The following is a 17,133-nucleotide window of genomic DNA, read 5'->3' on the forward strand; positions in this document are numbered from 1 at the left end:
TTTCGCCTTGGAAGACATCGCCTGTGCCAGACGAAGCTAACCCATGCACGCAGCCGACGGAACAGGATTTGAACCGTGCGGCGGGCGCGGGCTTGCTTGACCGCGGTCGGCGTTTCGGTGTCAATGAGCGCACGCGGCCAGGGGCAGGGACATGGATCAGGCGACCTTCCAAGCCAATTTCGACCTTCTGTGCCGGCAACACTCCGCCACCGCCCCGCGGTTCGACCTGAGCGAGACCCGGATCTTTCCGCTGCTGGACGACGACGTCCGCCCGCCGGAGTTCGACGCGCACTACGTCTATCACACCGCCTGGGCGGCTCGGCGGCTCGCCGCAATCGCGCCGGCCGAGCATGTCGACTTCGCGTCGTCGATCCATTTCGTAGCGATCGCTTCGGCGATGGTGCCGTTCCGCTACATGGAATACCAACCGTCCTCGTTCGCCATGGCGGGGGTGGAGCCCGGCCGCGCCGATCTGACGAACCTGCCGTTCGACAGCCACTCCCTGCCGTCCGTGTCGTGCATGCACGTCGTGGAGCACATCGGGCTCGGCCGCTACGGCGACGCCATCGATTACGACGGCGACGCCAAGGCCATGGCGGAACTCGCCCGGGTCGTCGCGCCCGGCGGGTCGCTGCTGTTCGTGGTGCCCGTCGGACGCCCGCGCATCGTTTACAACGCCCACCGCATCTATTCGTACCGCCACGTCATGGAAGCGTTCGGCCGGAGCTTCTCCCTGGAGAATTTCGCGCTGCTGACCGACCAGGGGACGTTCCTCGCCCAGGCGTCGACCGCCGAGGCCGATGCGCAGGTCTACGGATGCGGTTGCTTCCACCTGATCAAGCCGCGGACCGACGCATCGCCGGCCGACGGGTGGCTGCCCGGCTGGTGAAGGATCATGGGGCGGACATCGAGGAGTCCACTTTGTCCGTCCTCGGGAGGAAGTTCGACGATTTCACGTTCGTTGCCGCCGACGGCGGGACAACCGACCAAGCGGTTCGACGTCGGCGCCGCGGCGGCCGGTTGACGGCCGTGATCGTCGAGAGAAGCGCGGCCGAACGTCCGCCCCTCACGTTGACAGTCTTGCCGGCCTGCTTTAGCGTCCTGGTCTCTTTTCCTTTTCTGTAAAGATCCACCCATGACCGCGGGACTGTCGAATGACGCCAACAGGGATGCGTGGATTGAACGGCAACTCGGCCTGATCCCCGCGAACAACAAGATCATCGACATCGGCGCCGGGCCGTGCCGCTATAAGAAGTTCTGTTCGCACCTCGATTACACGTCGCAGGACTTCTGTCAGTACACGGGGGCCGGCGACGGCCAGGGCCTGCAATCCGGATCCTGGGACTACAGCCAGATCGACATCGTGTCGGACATCACGGACATTCCGGTCGGGGACGGGACGTTCGACGCCGCCATCTGCACCGAGGTGCTGGAACATCTGCCCGACCCGATCCAAGGGCTGCGTGAGATCAGCCGGGTTCTGAAGCGGTCGGAGGGCGCGACGCTGCTGCTGACCGCGCCGTTCGCCTGCCTCACCCACCAGTCGCCGCATTTCTACTACACCGGGTTCAGCGAGCATTTCTACACGACCCACCTGTCGGAACTGGGGTTCGATGTGGAGATCGAAGAGAACGGGAATTTCTTCGAATGCCTGGCCCAGGAAATTCATCGTCTTCCGGGGATGGCGGCCCGTTTCAGCAACGCCGGACTGAGCGACAGCATGATCGCGGCCCTGCGGGACCTGCTGGGTTGCCTGGGCGAACTCAGCGCGCGGGACACCGGATCAGCCAAGCTGCTGTCACACGGGCTGCACATCCGCGCCACCCGCCGCTCCTGATCCTCTGCGGTTCTGCGTGCCGTCGACCGTGTGGAATCCGGACGCCGGCACCGGCTTCCATCCGGGCGTGCTGCTGCCGATGAGTCCTTCGAGCGGGTGTCGCGACGTGTTCCCGAGAGGTTGAGCATGGCTCGTGGAGGGGTGGTTTCGGGGCGCGCGGGTCACTCCGGGATGGAGGCCACCGAAGCGTCGCGTTCGGCTTCCTGCTCCATGTCTCCGCCCGTGCTGCCGCACAGCTTGGGGTACAGGCGCGCCATTTCCCGGATCAGGAACTTGGCCGGCACGTCGTGGAACAGGCCGTGGTCGGCGAGGTATTCCATGAACTGGCGTCCGTCGCTGTCGGCCGGCTGCAGCAGCGCGTCGGCCACGCCGTCGAAGTCCAGCGCCTCGACGCCCAGCTTGGCGCAGAGCGAGGCGTTGAAGGTCGGCGTCACCTTCACCCAACGCCCGTTCAGCAGCACCTCGACGTAGCCGTGCCACGCGAAGATGTCGGTGCCCACGGCCTCCAGCAGGCGGCGGGTCGCCAGATGGTTGCGCACGTCGGCGAAGCCGAGCCTGGCCGGCAGCCCGACACTGCGCGCCGCCGCCGCGTACAGAGCCGCCTTGCCGACGCAGTAACCGTCACCGGCCGCCAGCACGGAACTGGCCCGATAGGTGGCGGGCGCCCCGTAATCGACGTACGGGTTGTAGCGGATGCCATCCCGCACCGCGGCGTAAAGCCGGCGCGCCGTCTCCATGGGCGTCGCGGCGTCGCCGACCGCGTCGCGCGCGAAGGCCTGCACCGCGGGGTTGTCGCTGTCCACATATTCGGCCGGGGCGAGATGCAGCCGGGCGGCGGTGTCCATTCCTCTACTCTCCCTCATGGTCTCTGGCCGCGGCGAGCAGCAGCGCCACCGCGGGCTCGCCCGGCACCAGCCGGCGCAGGTTGGCTTCCGCCGCGCCCCAGTCGGGCGCGCCGGGCCGCAGTCCGGAGGCGCGGCAGAGCCGCATCTGCTCCAGGCGCTCCGACTCCAGTTCGGCCGCCTTGACGGCCTGCCGCAGCGCCTCGGCCCCCTCAATGCCCTTCAGGTGCCGGCGCACGCCACGCAGCGGCGCGACCACCGGACGGTGCCACGCCGCCGCCTCGGAGGCCAGCCGCTCCAAGTCCGCGGCGGAGAGCGGCGTGCCGCAGACCGCGCCGGCCCACAGCGCCAGCAGCAGCAGGTTCACGTCGGCGCCCAGCCGGTCCTGAAGGTCGATGCACGCCGCGTCGACGCCCGGCCGGCCATACACGGCAAGCGAGAACCGCCACAGGGACTCTTCGGGGGACACCGCGCCTCCTTTGCTTCGCTCTCTCATCGATGAGAAAAATTTGTGCCCATGACAAGTTCCTCTCATTTGTCGGGCCTCGCCCGTGGCCTCATTATGCACGGTTCCACCAGTCAGGGTCACGGAATGACGGTCCGCCTGAGCATGCAGGGCGTGATGCGCGGCGCGCAGGAGATGGCGTTCATCACCGCCTCCACCTTCCTGTTCGGCGTCACCTTCGGGGTGGCGGCGCGCGGGGTCGGGATGGAGGGGTGGACCGCGCTGGCCATGAGCATGGCCGTGTTCGCCGGCGGCTCGCAGTTCGCCGCGCTGGACCTCTGGCAGGCGCCGGTCCCCTGGGGGCCGCTGCTGGTCGCCACCTTCGCGGTGAACGCGCGGCATCTGCTGCTCGGCGCTTCGCTGTACCCATGGTTCTCCGGGCTGCCGCCGTGGCAGCGCTACGCCGCGGTGACGCTGCTCAGCGACGCCAACTGGGCGCAGTCGGTGCAGGCGCACGCGAAAGGGGAGCGCGACGCCGGCTACCTGATCGGCAGCGGCCTCGTCATGTGGGCGGCGTGGGCCGCCGGGACTGCGGCGGGGGCGATGCTGGCGACGCTGTCGGCGGCGGCGCTGAGGGCCTTCGGGCTCGACCTGATCTTCGTCACCTTCTTCGCCTGCATCCTGGTGGAGATGCGGCGCGACAGCCGCGACGACCTGCCCTGGCTGGTCGCCGCGGCGGCGGCGGTGGCGGCGCTCTGGTGGCTGCCGCCGCACTGGCATGTGCTGGCCGGCGGCGTCGCCGGCGGGGTGGCGGGGATGCTGCGCGATGCCGGACGCTGAGATTGCCCTGCTCGCCATCGCCGGGATGGCGGTGGTGACCTACGCCACGCGGGCCGGCGGGCTGTGGCTGATGGTGCACGTGCCGATGTCGCGGCGGGTGGAGACGTTCCTGCGCTACCTGTCCGGCTCGGTGCTGGTGGCGCTGGTGGTGCCTGCGGCGCTGCAGGAGGGCACCGCCGCGTGGATCGCCGTCGCCGCGGCGGCGCTGGTGATGCTGGCGACCAAGCGCACGCTGCTGGCGCTGGTGCTGGGCGTGGCGGTCGGGGCCGCCTATCGCGCGCTGTGAGCCTACGCCTTCGGCGGCTTGGACACCGTGACGAGGCCGGCGCGCAGGTCGTTGCCCCCTTCGGGCAGGCTGCCCTCGATCCCGGCGTGGACCCGCGTCCAGATCGGTACGGCCTGCGCCAGCAGCGCCCGGCCCTCCGGCGTCAGGGACAGCAGGCGGCCGCGCTTGTCCTTGGGGTTGTTGAGGATGGCGACTAAGCCGCGGCGCTGCAGGGGCTTCACCGCGGCGGTCAGCGTGGTGCGGTCCATGCCGAGCAGCGGGGCGACCGCGCCGATCCCCGGCGGCTCGGGCCGGTTCAGCGCCATCATCAGCGAGAACTGCCAGTTGGTCAGGCCGAGCGGGCGGAACGCCTCGTCGAACGTGCGCGCCAGCACCCGCGCGGCGCGCTGCACGTGCAGGCACAGGCAGGTGTCGCGGACCAGCAGCGTCGTCTCGAACGGAACGTCGTCGTTTGACATACGGATAATATGTTGATATCAACGAGTGCGATCAACGATACGGGAGGGGTACCATGCACGTCCAGCCATATCTGTTCTTCGAGGGGCGGTGCGAGGAGGCGCTCGACTTCTACCGGCGCACGCTCGGCGCCGAGGTGCGCATGATGATGCGCTTCAAGGATTCGCCGGAGCCCCACCCGGAGGGCGCCATTCCGCCGGGCGCCGAGGACAACGTGATGCACGCCGAGTTCCTGGTGGGCGACAGCGTGCTGTTCGGGTCGGACGGCTGCGGCACCGGCACCTCCAGCTTCCATGGTTTCGGGCTGACGCTGAACGTCAAGGACGAGGCGGAGGCCGACCGCGTGTACGCCGCGCTCGGCGACGGCGGCAAGGTGGTGATGCCGTTGGGCAAGACCTTCTTCTCGCCGCGCTTCGGCATGGTCGCCGATCGCTTCGGCGTGACGTGGATGGTGATCGTCCCGGCCTGACACGGCCGGCTATCCCTGCCGGACGGGCGCGGCGCCCTGCCGCTGGCGCAGACTGCGGTCGATGGCGTCGAGCAGGACGCCGCGGTCGATCGGCTTGGCGACGTGCCCGTTCATGCCGGCGTCCAGGAAGCGCTGCACATCGTCCGGCAGGATGCTGGCGCTGAGCGCCAGGATCGGCATCGTACCGTGCGGCGGCGGCAGCGCGCGGATGGCGCGCGTCGCGTCGATGCCGTCCATGTTCGGCATCACCGAGTCCATCAGCACGAGGTCGTACGCCATGCGCCGCGCCGCGGCGACCGCCTCGACGCCGTCTTCGGCGACATCCACGGCGTAGCCGGCGCTGGTGAGGAGATGCACCACCAACTCGCGGTTCATCGGCACGTCCTCCACCACCAGGATCCGCGCCCGCGCCGCGGCCGGCCGTGCCGGCGGCGGTTCGGCGGGCGGCAGCGGGACGGCGTCGGCCGGGGTGGGGGATGCCTCCTCGCGCAGCGGCAGCGTGACCCAGAAGATGCTGCCGACGCCGGGCGAACTCTGCACACCGATGCGGCCGCCCATCAGGCCGACCAGCCGCTGGCTGATCGCCAGCCCCAGCCCGGTGCCGCCGCGCCCGATGGCGATCTGGCCGAAGCTGCGGAACAGCACGCGCTGCTGCTCCTCGGCGATGCCGATGCCGGTGTCGGCGACGGTGAAGCGGACGGCGTCCGGCCGCCCCACCGCCGTCTCGCGGGTGACGGTCAGGGTGACGCTGCCGACGTCGGTGAACTTCACCGCGTTGGACAGCAGGTTCAGCAGGATCTGCCGGATGCGGTCGGGATCGCCCAGCATGCGGTCGGGCACCTCGGGGGCGATGCTGACGTTCAGGGCGATGCGCTTGTCCTGCGCGGCGAGGTGCACCACCTCGGCGCAGCCCTTGAGCAGCGCGCGCAGCGGGAACACGGTGGGCGCCAGCGTCACCTTGCCGGCCTCGAGCTTCGAGACGTCGAGGATGTCGTTGATGATGGTCAGCAGCGAACGCGCCGATTCCCGGATGGTCAGCGCGAAGTGCCGCTGCTGCGCGGTCAGGTCGGTCTCCAGCAGCATGTCGGCGAACCCCAGCACGCCGTTCATCGGGGTGCGGATCTCGTGGCTCATGGAGGCGAGGAACAGCGACTTGGCGCGGCTCGCCTCCTCCGCCCGCCGCACGGCGCGGGCCGCCAGCACGGTGAACAGGGCGATGGCGAGCAGGGCCGCGGCGCCGAGCAGGACGCGCCCGACGACGCGCTCGCGCACCGGGGCCATCAGCGCGTCGATGCCGATCCCGGCGGCGACCAGCAACCCGACGCTGCTGACGTGGCGGTAGGTGACGACGCGGTCGATGCCGTCCACCGAGGAGAGGATGCGGGAGGTCGCCACCGGCGCCTGCGTCCGTCGGAAGTGCGAGAACAGCGGCCCGTTGGCGATGTTGCTGCCGACGAAGCGGTCCTGCATGGGCTGCCGGAAGACCAGCGTGCCGTCCTCGCGGTACCAGCTGATCAGCGAGTCGGGGTAGGGCGCCAGGACGCCCTGGATGTCGGCGGTGTCGTCGAACTCCATGGCGGCGAGGACGATGCCGGCCATGCCGCCGTCCGCCGCGGCGATGCGGCGGCTGATGGTGTAGGCGTAGCGGTTGGTGAGCTTGCCCTTCACCGCGGGGCCGAGGAACCACTCCGCGCCCCCGTCGCGGTGCGGGCGGTAGTAGGCGCGCTCGGCGTAGTTGAAGCCGCGCGGCGCCGGAAACTGCGTCGAGGTCATCACCAGGTCGCCGCCGCGGTCGAGCACCCACAGCGACGCGTTGTCGGGCAACGAGCGCGCCAGATCGCTGAGGCGCCGCCACTCCGCCTCCGAGGCGGCGACGCGGTCCAGCCCCTCCTCCTGGATGCGCTCCTGGAGCAGGGCGAGCACGGTGTTGACCGACTTGATGCGGTGCTCCGCCCGTCCTTCGAGCAGTTGGGCGATGGCCTGCGTCGCCAGCTCCGCCTTGGCGACCTCCTCGTCCTGGTCGGCGATGCTGGCGATGACGACGACCGCCACCACGATCAGGCTGCACAGCGCCCCCAGGAGGAGGACGAACATGCGCCCGCTGGTCTGCACCGCCCGTATCATGGAGTCCTGCCGTCTGCCGCGGGCGATCATCTCCCGTAAGCCCGGCGGATTCCAGAAAAATGGGCGTTCCGCCACTTGAGCCGATGCGCCGACGCTCCCACATGGCCGGGTGTCCGGATCCGGGCCCCTCTGGCGGCGTGCCTTCTGCGGCACGCCGTGATGTCGGATCCAAAACCCCGCTTTGAGTGGAGTTTCCGATGGAGTGGCTCACGGACGCAGTGTATGCGCCGTTTCTCGACAAGCCCGCGTGGGCGTGGCTGGTGTTCCTTGGGATCGTGGTGGTTCTGCTGGTGCTCGACCTCGGCGTCCTGCACCGCAAGGAGCGCGAGATCCCGGTTTCCGAAAGCCTGTGGCTGAGCGCCGGCTACATCACCGTGGCGCTGGCCTTCGGCGGCTGGGTGTGGTGGTCGATGGGCGAGGGGCCGGGGCTGGCCTATTTCACCGGCTTCCTGGTGGAGAAGAGCCTCAGCCTCGACAATGTCTTCGTCATCTCGCTGATCTTCACCACCTTCGCCGTGCCGCGGCTGTACCAGCACCGGGTGCTGTTCTGGGGCATCCTCGGCGTCATCGTGCTGCGCGGCCTGATGATCGGCTTCGGCGCGGCGCTGGTCAGCGAGTTTTCGTGGATCCTCTACGTCTTCGGCGCCTTCCTGATCGTCACCGGCATCAAGATGCTGATCGTCGCCGACAGCACGCCCGACATCGCCGGCAACCCGGTCCTGCGCTTCCTGAGCCGCCGGATGAACGTCACGCCGGAGCTGCACGGCAACCGCTTCTTCGTCAAGGCGCCGAGCCCGACCGACCCGGCCCGGCAGGTCTGGTGGGCGACGCCGCTGTTCCTGGCGCTGGTGCTGGTCGAGACCGCCGACCTGATCTTCGCGGTGGACAGCGTGCCGGCGATCTTCGCCATCACCACCGACCCGTACATCGTCTACACCAGCAACATCTTCGCGATCCTCGGCCTGCGCGCGCTGTACTTCGCGCTGGCGGCGATGGTGCACCGTTTCCGCTATCTGAAATACGCGCTGGCCGGCGTGCTGGTCTTCGTCGGCGGCAAGATCTTCTGGACGCAGCTCTACGGCAAGCCGGACCCGACGATCTCGCTGTCCGTCACCTTCGCCCTGCTGGCCGGCGGCGTGGCCGTGTCGCTGCTGCGCACCCGCAAGGACGCGGCGCGGGACGCGCCGGCCGAGTGACGGGCCCACCCGGCCGGCGCGACCGTCTTGCGGGGCTGCCATTTCAACGCGTACGGTCATGTGTGCTTGCGTCCGGCGCAAGGGCTGTCATGATGCGGCGCACGGGGCGGGGAGGCCGCCCGCTCCTTCACCGGAGAACATCCTTGAGCGCTTCGACGACCGTTACCCTGCAAGACCGCAAGATGTTCGTGGCGCGCTGGATGCGCGCGCCGCTGGAGGTGGCGTCGGTCACCCCCAGCGGGGCGGAACTGTGCCGGTCGATGGCCGCCGGGGCCGGGGCCGCGCCGGGGCGCCGAGTCGTCGAGCTGGGCCCGGGGACCGGGCCGATCACCGCCGCCCTGCTGGCCGCCGGGACGCGGCCGGAGGACCTGCTGCTGATCGAGCGCGATTCCGCCTTCGCGGCGCGGCTGGAGAGCGGCTTCCCGAAGACCGTGGTCGCCCGCGCCGACGCCCGCTACCTCGGCCGGGTGGCGCGCGCCCACGGGTTCGAGGGCTGCGACGCGGTGGTGTCGGGGCTGCCGCTGATCGCCATGCCGCTGGCGGCGCAGACGCGCATCGTCTCCGGTGCGTTCAGCGTGCTGGCGCCGCGCGGCGTGTTCGTGCAGTTCACCTACGGCCCCTTCGCGCCGCTGAACCCGGAGCTGGCCCGCCGCCTGCGCCTGACCGGCCGCCGCCGCTCCTGGATCGTCCGCAACCTGCCGCCGGCGTCCGTGTGGGTGTACCGCCGGGCGTACTAGGTTCCGCGCTCGATCATCCCGCCCGGGCATGACGGCCCGGGGTGCGCCGAGCCTTCCGTTCAGCCGGACAAGGGCTCCGTGTGGAATGGTTTGGAACACCGTGAAACAGTGTGCGGGGACTGTTCAGTACACCATCCCGGGCGGTGGGCACACGTCGGGCCTTTGTGACTTTCATCCTATCAAGACGCGCCGTGTTTGGCAACAGGCGGGGGCTCGGCGCTCATGCACCGCCTCGCGTCGTCATCCCCTCGAAGGCGCATAGGCGCTCAGTTTAGCGGTTGGCGGCCGGTTTCGGCGACCAATCACTGCCCCAAACCGTCACCCCCGCGAAGGCGGTGATCCATACGTTCCACAGCCTCTTGCCTCGGGAGTTATGGATCCCCGCCTTCGCGGGGATGACGGCCAAAAAATATCTGGAGCGATGTCCAGGACGTTAATTTAGCGCCTTTGCAGGGATGACGGTCAAGAAGGTGCCTTCAAAGGGCGGAATCGGCCGCCGCCTACCGCAGCAGCGCCAGGAAGTACCCCGCGGCCACCGCCGTGCCGATGACGCCGGCGACGTTCGGTCCCATGGCGTGCATCAGCAGGAAGTTGTGCGGGTCGGCCTTCTGCCCCTCCACCTGCGACACCCGCGCCGCCATCGGCACCGCCGACACACCGGCCGAGCCGATCAGCGGGTTGATCTTCTCGCGGCTGAGCAGGTTCATCAGCTTCGCCATCAGCACCCCGGCCGCCGTCGACACCGCGAAGGCGACGACGCCGAGCGCCAGGATCTTCAGCGTCTCCGCCTGCAGGAAGCGCTCGCCGGTCATGGTGATGCCGACGCTGGTGCCGAGGAAGATGGTGACGACGTTGATCACCTCGTTCTGCGCCGCCTTGGACAGGCGCTCGGTCACGCCGCTCTCGCGCAGCAGGTTGCCCAGCATCAGCATGCCGATCAGCGCCGACACCGCCGGCACCAGCAGCACGCAGGCGACCGTCACCACCAGCGCGAAGATCACCTTCTCCAGCCGCGACACGCTGCGCAGTCGCCGCATGCGGATGCGGCGCTCGTCCGCGGTGGTCAGCGCGCGCATGATCGGCGGCTGGATCAGCGGCACCAGCGCCATGTAGGAGTAGGCCGCCACCGCCACCGCGGCCAGCAGATCCGGCGCCAGCTTGTTGGTCAGGAAGATCGAGGTCGGCCCGTCGGCGCCGCCGATGATGCCGATGGACGCCGCCTGCTGCGGCGAGAAGCCCAGCGCCACCGCGCCCAGGTAGGTGACCAGCACCCCGGCCTGCGCCGCGCCGCCCAGCAGCAGCGTGCGCGGGTTGGCGATCAGCGGCCCGAAGTCGGTCAGCGCGCCGACGCCCAGGAAGATGATCGGCGGGAACAGCTCCAGGTGCACGCCCTGCGAGATGTAATAATAGAGACCGCCCGCGGCCTCGGCGGTCGGCGGGTTGACCACGCCCTCGGTCGGCAGGTTGGCGAGCAGCGCGCCGAAGGCGATCGGCAGCAGCAGCAGCGGCTCAAAGTCCCGCCAGACGGCGAGGTAGATCAGCACGGCCACCACGCCCCACATCGCCACCATGCTCCAGGTCAGGTGCGGAATGGCGGTCAGCGCCAGCAGCTCGGAAAGCGCGGTCACGGGCGGGCCTCAGCTCAGCGTCATCAGAACTTGGCCTTCCTGCACCGAGGCGCCGGCGGCCACCGCGACGGCGGCCACGGTGGCCGCGCGCGGGGCGGCGACCGAGGTCTGCATCTTCATGGCCTCCAGCACCAGAAGCGGCTGCCCGGCCTCGACCCGGGTGCCGACGGTCACGGCGACCGAGACGACGACACCGGCCAGCGGGCTGACCACGTCGCCGGGGGCGGCGGCGCGCGCCTCGACCCGCGGGGCGGGCGGCGGCGGGACGTGCGTGCCGGTGACCGGCGCGGCGGAGGCGACGGGGTAGGAGGAGGGGGAGGGCGCGGGGTGCGCGGCGGGGGCGTCCAGCTCCTCGACGCTGACCTCGTAGGCGACGCCTTCGACGGTGATGCGGAAACGTCTCATGACCGGACCTCGGGTCCTTTCCAGTTCGTGCGCACGCGGTGAGAGGCGAACAGCTCGGCGCGGCCGTGCTGCGCCCAGGCGGCGGATTGATGCGGGGCGGCGGTGACGCGCACCACCCGGCCGCGGCCGTCGGTCATCACCGCGACCGCCGCGGCGATGGCGGCGAGGTGGTGCGGCGGCACGCCGGCCGGAGCGGACTCCGGCATGGGTGCCGGTGCCGGTGCCGACACCTGGGGGACGGGCGTGCGGGCGGCGAAGGCGCGGCCAACCAGCGCCATGACGCCCCACAGCAGCGTCAGGACGCCCATCACCACGGTCAGGCCGCCGAGTATGAAGAGGATGTGCTGCATGGCGGTTACAGCGGGATGTTGCCGTGCTTCTTGGGCGGCCGCGTCTCGCGCTTGGAGAGCAGCGTGCGCAAGGCCAGCGACACCGCCGCGCGGGTGCGCCGCGGCTCGATCACGTCGTGCACGAACAGCCGCCCGGCCGACTGGTAGGGCGAGGCGAACTCCTGCCGGTAGGCCTGCGCCAACTCGGCCGCGCGGGCGGCGCGGTCCTCGGCCTGCTCCAGTTCGCTGCGGTGCAGGATGTTCACCGCGCCCTCGGCGCCCATCACCGCGATCTCCGCGGTCGGCCACGCCAGCACGAGGTCGGCCCCCATGTCGCGCGAGCACATGGCGAGGAAGGCGCCGCCGTAGGCCTTGCGCATGATGACGGTGATCTTCGGCACGGTGGCCGCGCCGTAGGCGAACAGCATCTTGGCGCCGTGGCGGATGATGCCGTGCTGCTCCTGGAACACGCCGGGCAGGAAGCCGGGCACGTCCACCAGCGTCAGCAGCGGGATCGAGAAGGCGTTGCAGACGCGGATGAAGCGCGCCGCCTTGTCGGCCGCGTCGATGTCCAGCGCGCCCGCCTTCACCATCGGCTGGTTGGCGACGATGCCCAGCACGATGCCGTGCACGCGCGCGAAGCCGACCACGATGTTGCCGGCGAACAGCGCCTGCACCTCCAGGAAGCGGCCGCCGTCGACCAGCCGCTCGATCACCCGGCGCACGTCGAAGGCGGCGCGCGCCGAGTCGGGCAGCAGCTCCTCCAGCCCCAGGTCGTCCTCCAGCACGATGTCCGGGTCCAGGTGATGCGGCGGATCCTGCATGTTGTTGGCGGGCAGGTAGGACAGCAGCTCGTGCACCAGCGCCAGCGCGTGGTCGTCGTCCTCCGCCACGAAGTGGATGTTGCCGGAGACGGCGGCGTGCGCCTCGGCGCTGCCGATCTCCTCCATGGTGGTGTCCTGGCCGGTGGCCGCCTTGATCACCTGCGGGCCGCAGATGAACATGCTGGCGCCGCGCCGGGTCATGATCAGGAAATCCATCAGCGCCGGGCTGTAGGCCGCTCCGCCGGCGCAGGTGCCGCAGATCACCGCCACCTGGGGCACGACGCCGGACAGCAGGACGTTGCGGTTGAAGACCTGACCATATCCGGACAGGCTCTCCACCCCCTCCTGGATGCGCGCGCCGCCGGAATCGTTGAAGCCCACCAGCGGCACGCCGGCGCGGGCGGCGTGGTCCATCACGTCGCAGATCTTCTGCGCGTGCATGCGGCCCAGCGAGCCGCCGGACACCAGGAAGTCCTGGCTGAACGCGGCCACCGGCCGGCCGTCGACGAAGCCGGTGCCGGCGACCACGCCGTCGCCCGGAAGCTCCTTGCCCTCCATGCCGAAGTGGCGGGTGGCGTGCCGGACGTGCAGGCCGAACTCCTGGAAGGTACCGGGCGTGAACAGGCGGTCCAGCCGCTCGCGCGCCGTCAGCATCCCCTTGGCGTGGCGCTGCGCCACCTTGTCCTCGCCGGCGGAGCGCATCGCCCGGATTCGGCGCTCCTCCAGCTCCTTCAGCAATTCCGGTCGGATCGGCATGCCCAGTCTTCCAAAGCGTGGGGACCACGACGGTGGCCCGACGCCTTTATGGTACGACCAGAGGAGCCGTGGCGTGCGACAAGTTGCCGGGGACGGGGACCTGCGGCCTTATCACGCGGACGGCTCGGCCGCCACGAGCACGGCGCCGGGGCGCACCACGCTGCGGATCGCGAAGCTGGACTGGATGCGCACCACGCCGGGCAGGCGGGACAGCTGATCCTTGTAGATGCGGTCGAAGTCGCCCGCGTCGTGCGCCACCACCCGCAGCAGGTAGTCGGAGCTGCCGGACAGCAGGTAGCACTCGCGCACGTCCGGGCACTTGCGCACCGCGGCGTCGAAGCGGCGCAGGTAGTCGTCGGTCTGCCGCTCCAGCGTGATCTGCACGATCACGGTGACGCTGCGCTCATGGTCCAGGTCATCGACGATGGCGGTGTAGCCGCGGATCACGCCGGAATGCTCCAGCATGTGCAGCCGCCGCAGGCAGGCGGAGGGGGACAGCCCGACCTCCGCCGCGAGCTTGGCGTTGCTCATGCGGCCGTCCTTGCGCAGCAGGCGGATGATCTTGTGGTCGAGCGGGTCCAGCGTGCGCATGCAATGACATTCGAAAGGGCGGCGGAACATGCGAATGCATACCTGCATTTCGACAGAATCATGCAGCGCTTCGCAAGGATTATCGACTGCCTCCGGCCTTATAGTGGTGGGGCCAGATGGTTGGCCACACGAAACAAATAAAGCAGGGGATAGGCGGCGATGCGGGTCGGTGTTCCGAAGGAAATCAAGAATCACGAATACCGCGTCGGCCTGACGCCGGCCTCCGTCCGCGAGTTGACGGGGGAGGGGCAGCAGGTTCTCGTCCAGGCCGGCGCCGGCGCGGAGATCGGTTTCTCCGACGACGACTACCGCCGGGCCGGCGCCGAGATCGCCGCGACCGCGCAGGAGGTCTTCGCCGCGGCGGACATGATCGTCAAGGTCAAGGAACCGCAGCCCGACGAGTGCCGCATGCTGCGCCAGGGCCAAGTGCTGTTCACCTACCTGCACCTCGCCCCCGATCCCGAGCAGGCCAAGCTGCTGCAACAGAGCGGCTGCACCGCCGTCGCCTACGAGACGGTCACCGACCGCAACGGCCGGCTGCCGCTGCTGGCGCCGATGTCGGAGATCGCCGGGCGCATGGCCATCCAGGTCGGCGCGGTTGCCTTGCAGAAGAGCGCCGGCGGCTCGGGCGTGCTGCTGGGCGGCGTGCCGGGCGTGCTGCCGGGCAAGGTGCTGGTGATCGGCGGCGGCGTCGTCGGCGCCAACGCGGCCCGCATGGCCATGGGCCTGGGCGCCGACGTGACCATCGCCGACCGCTCGGTCGCCCGTCTGGCGCAGCTCGACGACCTGTTCGGGCCGCAGCTGAAGACCGCCTTCGCCTCCGCCGACACGCTGGACCGGCTGATCGTCGATGCCGACCTCGTGGTCGGCGCGGTGCTGGTGGTGGGCGCCGCGGCGCCGAAGCTGGTGAAGCGCGAGCAGCTCTCCCGCATGCGCCGCGGCTCGGTGCTGGTGGACGTGTCCATCGACCAGGGCGGCTGCTTCGAGACCAGCCACGCCACCACCCACTCCGACCCGACCTACGTGGTGGACGGCGTGGTGCACTACTGCGTCGCCAACATGCCCGGCGCGGTGGCCCGCACCTCGACCGAGGCGCTGAACCACGCCACGCTGCCCTTTGCCCTGGCGCTCGCCAACAAGGGCTGGAAGCGCGCGCTGGCGGAGGATCCGCACCTGCTGGCCGGCCTGAACGTCCACGCCGGGAAGATCACCCACCCGGCGGTGGCCGACGCGCTCGGTACGCCCTACGCCGACCCGCAGGGCTTCGTCCTCTGAGCGCGCAAAAAACTGTCGCGCTTCGGCCGGAGGCGGGGAATTTCGCAACACGGTTTCGTGAAATCCGGAACGCTTGTTGCTTTTTTCTCCGCCGCCAAAAGAGATGTTGCCAATGAATGGTGCTGCGGATTATTGGCATCGCCCAACAAACAGGCGTAAACGTCGCCGACAAGCAAAGTAACGGCCCAGGTTTCAGGGAGGGCTGGCGCGTCTTCGCGCGAGACGAAACGGTCCGGGCCGGGTGCCCAAGACACCCGGCCCGGCTCCGCGCACACGATAAAAAGATGAAAACCGGCCGAGACGCCGGCCGGCGGACACGGGACAGCCGTGCCGTCAACGGGAGGATCATAAGCGTGTTCAACCATGCCGACTTCGACGGCCACGAGCGGGTCGTCTTCTGCACCGATCCCGATACCGATCTGAAGGCGATCATCGCCATCCACGACACACGCCGGGGGCCCGCGCTCGGCGGCTGCCGCATGTGGCCGTACGCCAGCGCCGAGCAGGCGGTGCGCGACGTGCTGCGCCTGTCGCGCGGCATGACCTACAAGGCGGTCATGGCGGGGCTGGAGCTGGGCGGCGGCAAGTCCGTCATCATCGGCGACCCGCGCACGGAGAAGAGCGAGGCGCTGCTGCGCGCCATGGGCCGCTTCGTGAACAGCCTCGACGGCGGCTACATCGTCGCCGAGGACAGCGGCACCTGCGTCGCCGACATGAAGGTGATCGCCGCCGAGACGGCGCACGTCGCCGGGGTGAGCGACAAGCCGGCGCTCGGCGGCGGTACGCGCAGCGGCGACCCATCGCCCTCCACCGCCTACGGCGTCTTCGTCGGGCTGAAGGCGGCGGTGCGCCACCGCCTGGGCCGCTACGACCTGGACGGCGTGCGGGTGGCGATCCAGGGCACCGGCAGCGTCGGCACCCACCTCGCCCGGCTGCTGCACGGCGCCGGGGCGGAGCTGGTCCTCGCCGACCTGCACGCCGAACGGGCGCAGGCCCTGGCCGACGAGCTGGGCGCCGAGGCGGTCGCGGTGGACGCGGTGTTCGACCAGGACGTCGACGTCTTCGCGCCGTGCGCGCTCGGCGCGGTGCTGAACGACGACACGGTGAAGCGGCTGCGCGCCGCGGTGGTCGCCGGGGCGGCCAACAACCAGCTCGACGCCGAGCGGCACGGCGAGGCGCTGCGCAAGCGCGGCATCCTCTACGCGCCGGACTACGTGATCAACGCCGGCGGCCTGATCGACGTGGCCTACGAGCGCAGCGGCATCGCCCGCGACGGTGATCGCTTGCGCCAGCACATCGACGGCATAGCCGGCACGCTGAGCGAGATCTTCGTGCAGGCCGACGCCGAGGATCTGCCGACCAGCGTGGTCGCCGACCGGCTGGCCCGCCACCGCCTGCACCGCCGCCACTGACCGCCTAGCGCGAATTCCGAGTTGCGACGGCGGGGATTTCAGCGTCCCCCCGCGAACCGCCGCGGCGTGCACCATTCGCCGCGGCGCGCCCCGCCGTCGTACCCCCGGCATCGCCGTTTCCGGAGCGCGTCCTTATGGAATATTTCCTTCAACAGCTGATCAACGGGCTGACGCTGGGGGCGATCTACGGCCTCATCGCGATCGGCTACACGATGGTCTACGGCATCATCGGCATGATCAACTTCGCCCACGGCGAAGTGTACATGATCGGCGCCTTCATCTCGGTCATCAGCTTTCTGATCCTCGGCACCGCGGGCGTCACCTGGGTGCCGCTGCAGCTGTTCATCGTGCTGATCCTGGCGATGGTCTTCACCAGCGTCTACGGCTGGACCATCGAGCGCATCGCCTACCGGCCCCTGCGGCACTCGCCGCGTCTGGCGCCGCTGATCTCGGCCATCGGCGTCTCGATCTTCCTGCAGAACTACGTGCAGCTGGTCCAGGGTGCCCGCGTCAAGCCGATCCAGCCGGTGGTCACCGGCGGCCTGCAGCTCATCGAGCGCGCCGACGGCTTTATCGTCTCGCTGAGCTACCTGCAGATCTTCATCATCCTGCTGACCTTCGCGCTGATGTACGGCTTCACGCAGATCATCCAGCGCACGCCGCTCGGCCGCGCGCAGCGGG

At 69.8% G+C, this 17,133-nt stretch carries 19 protein-coding genes; 10 read left to right on the forward strand and 9 right to left on the reverse strand.

What is annotated here, in order from left to right; all coding sequences use genetic code 11:
• Window positions 1-151 precede the first annotated feature (151 nt).
• Together ACRWK7_RS04660 and ACRWK7_RS04665 are read left to right on the forward strand one after the other, a co-directional pair.
• A complete protein-coding gene (locus ACRWK7_RS04660) occupies window positions 152-889 on the forward strand; it encodes a DUF268 domain-containing protein (protein WP_431855026.1) in 738 nt (245 codons plus the stop codon).
• A gap of 246 nt (window positions 890-1,135) precedes the next feature.
• On the forward strand, window positions 1,136-1,837 hold the full coding sequence (locus tag ACRWK7_RS04665; protein WP_431855027.1) for a class I SAM-dependent methyltransferase: 702 nt from the start codon (window positions 1,136-1,138) through the stop codon (window positions 1,835-1,837).
• Window positions 1,838-1,998: 161 nt separating this feature from the next.
• Here ACRWK7_RS04665 and ACRWK7_RS04670 read toward each other — a convergent pair whose 3' ends face one another.
• Both ACRWK7_RS04670 and ACRWK7_RS04675 read right to left on the reverse strand, forming a co-directional pair.
• The gene (locus tag ACRWK7_RS04670) at window positions 1,999-2,682 is read right to left on the reverse strand and encodes a transglutaminase-like domain-containing protein (RefSeq protein WP_431855028.1); all 684 of its coding nucleotides are present in this window, start codon (window positions 2,680-2,682) and stop codon (window positions 1,999-2,001) included.
• Window positions 2,683-2,686: 4 nt separating this feature from the next.
• Complete coding sequence (locus tag ACRWK7_RS04675; RefSeq protein ID WP_431855029.1) at window positions 2,687-3,148, reverse strand: TIGR02444 family protein; 462 nt, start codon at window positions 3,146-3,148, stop codon at window positions 2,687-2,689.
• 123 nt (window positions 3,149-3,271) lie between these two features.
• On the opposite strand from ACRWK7_RS04675, the gene ACRWK7_RS04680 reads away from it, so the two are divergent.
• Entirely contained in the window at window positions 3,272-3,964 is a 693-nt protein-coding gene (locus ACRWK7_RS04680) for an AzlC family ABC transporter permease (protein ID WP_431855030.1), read from the forward strand.
• Window positions 3,951-4,250, forward strand: a complete 300-nt coding sequence (locus ACRWK7_RS04685) for an AzlD family protein (protein WP_431855031.1) — start codon at window positions 3,951-3,953, stop codon at window positions 4,248-4,250. Before ACRWK7_RS04680 ends, ACRWK7_RS04685 begins: the two co-directional genes overlap by 14 nt.
• A 2-nt stretch (window positions 4,251-4,252) precedes the next feature.
• On the opposite strand, the gene ACRWK7_RS04690 is transcribed toward ACRWK7_RS04685, so the two are convergent.
• Complete coding sequence (locus tag ACRWK7_RS04690; RefSeq protein WP_431855032.1) at window positions 4,253-4,708, reverse strand: MarR family winged helix-turn-helix transcriptional regulator; 456 nt, start codon at window positions 4,706-4,708, stop codon at window positions 4,253-4,255.
• Window positions 4,709-4,761: 53 nt separating this feature from the next.
• Between ACRWK7_RS04690 and ACRWK7_RS04695 the strand changes: the two genes are divergently transcribed.
• The gene (locus ACRWK7_RS04695; protein WP_431855033.1) at window positions 4,762-5,175 is read left to right on the forward strand and encodes a VOC family protein; all 414 of its coding nucleotides are present in this window, start codon (window positions 4,762-4,764) and stop codon (window positions 5,173-5,175) included.
• A gap of 9 nt (window positions 5,176-5,184) precedes the next feature.
• Here the strand turns inward: ACRWK7_RS04695 and ACRWK7_RS04700 are convergent, their stop codons facing one another.
• The gene (locus ACRWK7_RS04700) at window positions 5,185-7,269 is read right to left on the reverse strand and encodes an ATP-binding protein (protein WP_431855034.1); all 2,085 of its coding nucleotides are present in this window, start codon (window positions 7,267-7,269) and stop codon (window positions 5,185-5,187) included.
• Window positions 7,270-7,496: 227 nt separating this feature from the next.
• Between ACRWK7_RS04700 and ACRWK7_RS04705 the strand changes: the two genes are divergently transcribed.
• On the forward strand, window positions 7,497-8,495 hold the full coding sequence (locus ACRWK7_RS04705; RefSeq protein ID WP_431855035.1) for a TerC family protein: 999 nt from the start codon (window positions 7,497-7,499) through the stop codon (window positions 8,493-8,495).
• Between the two features lie 143 nt (window positions 8,496-8,638).
• Window positions 8,639-9,232 (forward strand): class I SAM-dependent methyltransferase, encoded by a 594-nt coding sequence (locus ACRWK7_RS04710; protein ID WP_431855036.1) that lies wholly within the window; start codon window positions 8,639-8,641, stop codon window positions 9,230-9,232.
• A 500-nt stretch (window positions 9,233-9,732) separates the two neighbouring features.
• Here ACRWK7_RS04710 and ACRWK7_RS04715 read toward each other — a convergent pair whose 3' ends face one another.
• The 5 genes from ACRWK7_RS04715 to ACRWK7_RS04735 form a co-directional block, all read right to left on the reverse strand.
• A complete protein-coding gene (locus ACRWK7_RS04715; RefSeq protein ID WP_431855037.1) occupies window positions 9,733-10,860 on the reverse strand; it encodes a sodium ion-translocating decarboxylase subunit beta in 1,128 nt (375 codons plus the stop codon).
• Between the two features lie 9 nt (window positions 10,861-10,869).
• Window positions 10,870-11,265: a biotin/lipoyl-containing protein gene (locus ACRWK7_RS04720; RefSeq protein WP_431855038.1), complete on the reverse strand. Its 396-nt coding sequence runs from the start codon at window positions 11,263-11,265 to the stop codon at window positions 10,870-10,872.
• A complete protein-coding gene (locus ACRWK7_RS04725) occupies window positions 11,262-11,615 on the reverse strand; it encodes an OadG family transporter subunit (RefSeq protein WP_431855039.1) in 354 nt (117 codons plus the stop codon). Before ACRWK7_RS04725 ends, ACRWK7_RS04720 begins: the two co-directional genes overlap by 4 nt.
• A gap of 5 nt (window positions 11,616-11,620) precedes the next feature.
• Window positions 11,621-13,174 (reverse strand): acyl-CoA carboxylase subunit beta, encoded by a 1,554-nt coding sequence (locus ACRWK7_RS04730; protein ID WP_431855040.1) that lies wholly within the window; start codon window positions 13,172-13,174, stop codon window positions 11,621-11,623.
• 111 nt (window positions 13,175-13,285) lie between these two features.
• Window positions 13,286-13,765, reverse strand: coding sequence for an Lrp/AsnC family transcriptional regulator (locus ACRWK7_RS04735; RefSeq protein ID WP_431855041.1), 480 nt, complete (start codon window positions 13,763-13,765; stop codon window positions 13,286-13,288).
• A gap of 159 nt (window positions 13,766-13,924) precedes the next feature.
• Between ACRWK7_RS04735 and ald the strand changes: the two genes are divergently transcribed.
• From ald to ACRWK7_RS04750, 3 genes are all read left to right on the forward strand, one after another.
• Entirely contained in the window at window positions 13,925-15,040 is a 1,116-nt protein-coding gene (ald, locus tag ACRWK7_RS04740) for an alanine dehydrogenase (RefSeq protein WP_431855042.1), read from the forward strand.
• A gap of 353 nt (window positions 15,041-15,393) precedes the next feature.
• Window positions 15,394-16,452, forward strand: coding sequence for a Glu/Leu/Phe/Val dehydrogenase dimerization domain-containing protein (locus tag ACRWK7_RS04745; RefSeq protein ID WP_431855043.1), 1,059 nt, complete (start codon window positions 15,394-15,396; stop codon window positions 16,450-16,452).
• A 134-nt stretch (window positions 16,453-16,586) separates the two neighbouring features.
• Window positions 16,587-17,133: ABC transporter permease subunit (locus tag ACRWK7_RS04750; RefSeq protein ID WP_431855044.1), on the forward strand; the 547-nt coding region annotated here is incomplete at its 3' end.

This window comes from Azospirillum sp. (genome assembly GCF_050789165.1).

Excerpts from the sequence above, each read along its gene's own strand:
- ACRWK7_RS04660 (WP_431855026.1), top strand. The coding sequence starts at position 152 with ATGGATCAGGCGACCTTCCAAGCCAATTTCGACCTTCTGTGCCGGCAA.
- ACRWK7_RS04665 (WP_431855027.1), top strand. The coding sequence starts at position 1,136 with ATGACCGCGGGACTGTCGAATGACGCCAACAGGGATGCGTGGATTGAA.
- ACRWK7_RS04670 (WP_431855028.1), bottom strand. The coding sequence starts at position 2,682 with ATGGACACCGCCGCCCGGCTGCATCTCGCCCCGGCCGAATATGTGGAC.
- ACRWK7_RS04680 (WP_431855030.1), top strand. The coding sequence starts at position 3,272 with ATGACGGTCCGCCTGAGCATGCAGGGCGTGATGCGCGGCGCGCAGGAG.
- ACRWK7_RS04685 (WP_431855031.1), top strand. The coding sequence starts at position 3,951 with ATGCCGGACGCTGAGATTGCCCTGCTCGCCATCGCCGGGATGGCGGTG.
- ACRWK7_RS04690 (WP_431855032.1), bottom strand. The coding sequence starts at position 4,708 with ATGTCAAACGACGACGTTCCGTTCGAGACGACGCTGCTGGTCCGCGAC.
- ACRWK7_RS04695 (WP_431855033.1), top strand. The coding sequence starts at position 4,762 with ATGCACGTCCAGCCATATCTGTTCTTCGAGGGGCGGTGCGAGGAGGCG.
- ACRWK7_RS04700 (WP_431855034.1), bottom strand. The coding sequence starts at position 7,269 with ATGTTCGTCCTCCTCCTGGGGGCGCTGTGCAGCCTGATCGTGGTGGCG.
- ACRWK7_RS04705 (WP_431855035.1), top strand. The coding sequence starts at position 7,497 with ATGGAGTGGCTCACGGACGCAGTGTATGCGCCGTTTCTCGACAAGCCC.
- ACRWK7_RS04720 (WP_431855038.1), bottom strand. The coding sequence starts at position 11,265 with ATGAGACGTTTCCGCATCACCGTCGAAGGCGTCGCCTACGAGGTCAGC.
- ACRWK7_RS04725 (WP_431855039.1), bottom strand. The coding sequence starts at position 11,615 with ATGCAGCACATCCTCTTCATACTCGGCGGCCTGACCGTGGTGATGGGC.
- ACRWK7_RS04730 (WP_431855040.1), bottom strand. The coding sequence starts at position 13,174 with ATGCCGATCCGACCGGAATTGCTGAAGGAGCTGGAGGAGCGCCGAATC.
- ACRWK7_RS04735 (WP_431855041.1), bottom strand. The coding sequence starts at position 13,765 with ATGCGCACGCTGGACCCGCTCGACCACAAGATCATCCGCCTGCTGCGC.
- ald (WP_431855042.1), top strand. The coding sequence starts at position 13,925 with ATGCGGGTCGGTGTTCCGAAGGAAATCAAGAATCACGAATACCGCGTC.